The 2,125-nt window shown below is 52.3% G+C and carries 3 protein-coding genes; all 3 read right to left on the bottom strand.

Annotation, left to right across the window (positions count from 1 at the left end; translation table 11 throughout):
* On the bottom strand, window positions 1-461 hold a 461-nt coding region (locus tag B2Z72_RS19250; protein ID WP_349681235.1), incomplete at its 3' end, for an HsdM family class I SAM-dependent methyltransferase.
* Window positions 462-467: 6 nt separating this feature from the next.
* Window positions 468-773, bottom strand: a complete 306-nt coding sequence (locus B2Z72_RS03255) for a type I restriction-modification system subunit M N-terminal domain-containing protein (protein ID WP_297004154.1) — start codon at window positions 771-773, stop codon at window positions 468-470.
* A 252-nt stretch (window positions 774-1,025) separates the two neighbouring features.
* Complete coding sequence (locus tag B2Z72_RS03260) at window positions 1,026-1,877, bottom strand: restriction endonuclease (RefSeq protein ID WP_296983644.1); 852 nt, start codon at window positions 1,875-1,877, stop codon at window positions 1,026-1,028.
* Window positions 1,878-2,125: the final 248 nt, after the last annotated feature.

The following is a 2,125-nucleotide window of genomic DNA, read 5'->3' on the forward strand; positions in this document are numbered from 1 at the left end:
AGGTTCATCTTGGCCAGCTTGTAGGTGGTGCTGGTCTGTTCCTGGCCGTAGATGGAGATGTCTTTTTTGTTACCCTGATGGTTTTCAACAAATTTGACCGACTGCACGAACATGCCGCCGGAGCCGCAACACGGGTCGTAGATTTTGCCGTGATAGGGTTCGATCATTTCGGCCAGCAGGTTAACCACGCACTTGGGCGTATAGAACTCGCCACCGCCTTTGCCTTCGGTGGCGGCAAAGTTGCCGAGGAAGTATTCATAAACACGACCGACGATGTCGGTTTCACTTGCTGAGCCTTCTTCACCAACAATGGTGTCGATGTTGTTGATGGCGTCGATCAGGGCGGCGAGTTTGCTGGCATCCAGCCCTAAGCGTGAAAAGTAGTTATCTGGCAGTGCGCCGCGCAGGGCTTTGTTGTTTTTCTCGACGGTGTGCAGGGCGGTGTCGATTTTAACGGCGATGTCATCCTACTTGGCGTTTTTGGCAATGAAGTCCCAGCGGGCGTCTTCTGGCAGGTAGAAGGTGTTGGCCATAGTGTAAAACTCGACCATATCGACGTAATCGCCCTGCCCTTCACCGATCATCTGCTGTTTGCGCTGTTCGAATTTATCGCTGATAAATTTCAGGAAGATCAGCGACAGCACTACGTGCTTGTATTCCGACGATTCCACCGAGCCGCGCAGTTTGTCGGCGGTGGCCCACAGGGTTTGCTCGAAGCTTTTTTCTTTTTTGTTTTTGGCCGATTCTTTCTTTTCAGCAGGCTTGCGTGCCATGGGGTGTTCCTTCGTTATCGTGGAATTGCATCCACGCTTTCAAATGTTGTTTCGCGAATATGCAGACAAATGACCGGTACTCAGTCTTCTGCGCTTAATCTTCGGCACTCAGTCTTCTGCACTCAATCGTCTGCAAAATAGTCCGAGTCTATCGCTTTCACCTGATACGTTTCTTTTACGCTGACGCCCAGGTTGTGTTTGATCATCAGTTCCGCCAGTTGTTTGCCGTCGATCAGTACCACTTTTTTTCACTCACAACATCCATGTCGTTCGCCCTTCGGGCAGCTTCGCTGTGCAAAATGCCATCCCTGGCATTTTGTCAATCATCGACACGTAATCCAGCGCATCGCGGCTGAAGCGACTGGTGGTGATAAACACGCCTTTACGCGCACGGTTCATTTCCAGCGCGCCAACAAAAGCCTGTATATCCGGGCGGCCTACGGCAGCATCGGTGTAGCGTTTGGCCTGCAGGTAGATGGTGTCCAGCCCGAGCGGATCTTCGTTGATGATGCCGTCGATACCGCCGTCGCCAGTATACTGGGTTGCACTGCCTGAGTCCTTACTCCAGCCGCCATAGCCCATGGCCTGCATCATCTGCACGACCAGTACTTCGAAAAATTGCGGGGTTTGTTTTTTGACCAGATCGAGAACGTCTTCTGCCAGACTCGTCTGCAGTTCAAGGTGAGCCGCTTCTAAACGCTCTGTTGGGTCCAGCTCGGAATCCGGCTGTACGGCTTCTTCTGCGATTGTTGCTGTATCACGATCGATAGATTGAAATTGTTGAAAGCTTTCAAACTGGCGCAGGTAGCGGTTATCTATCTTTTCCGGGCATTCAATCAGCGCCTTTTTGCCCATGGCCGTCAGCTCGTTGATACCGCGTTTGGGGCTTTCTACCAGGCCTGCTTTACGCAGGTAGGTAGCGGCCCAGGCCACCCGGTTGTACATCAGCGGGCTGCGTTTGCTTGGTGTGAGCAGCTTGCGTTCTTCTTCGGTGAGGTTGTACAGGTCGCTGAGGCCATCAACCATTTGGCGTAACGACATTGGCCCCATGCCCAATGCTTCGAGCATCGGGCGCATTAAGGTTTGATAATCCGGGATTGGCATTCCATACCCTCTTTCATCGTTGTCCCCAGTATACTGATATTCCTGTAATCAAAAAGCATCAGAATTGGTAAGGTCAGGTGCCTTTTGTACGGCATCTGCGTCCTCTTGGCTGTTTTATGGACAGCCGTGGGGAGTTTGCAGGCTGGCTGGACATAGGCAGCGTCCGGCTGCGCCGGATTTCGTAGCTGAAGCAAGTCCTACAGGTGATTAAGGACGTATAAGAGTCCGGCTATCGCCGGATTTCGCAG

Source organism: Thalassolituus sp. UBA6592, from assembly GCF_002433655.1.
In the GTDB taxonomy this organism is placed as follows: Bacteria; Pseudomonadota; Gammaproteobacteria; order Pseudomonadales; family Oceanobacteraceae; genus Venatoribacter.

Bases quoted from the DNA above. Each gene is read 5' to 3' on its own strand.
- B2Z72_RS03255 (WP_297004154.1), bottom strand. From the start codon at position 773: ATGGCACGCAAGCCTGCTGAAAAGAAAGAATCGGCCAAAAACAAAAAA.
- B2Z72_RS03260 (WP_296983644.1), bottom strand. From the start codon at position 1,877: ATGCCAATCCCGGATTATCAAACCTTAATGCGCCCGATGCTCGAAGCA.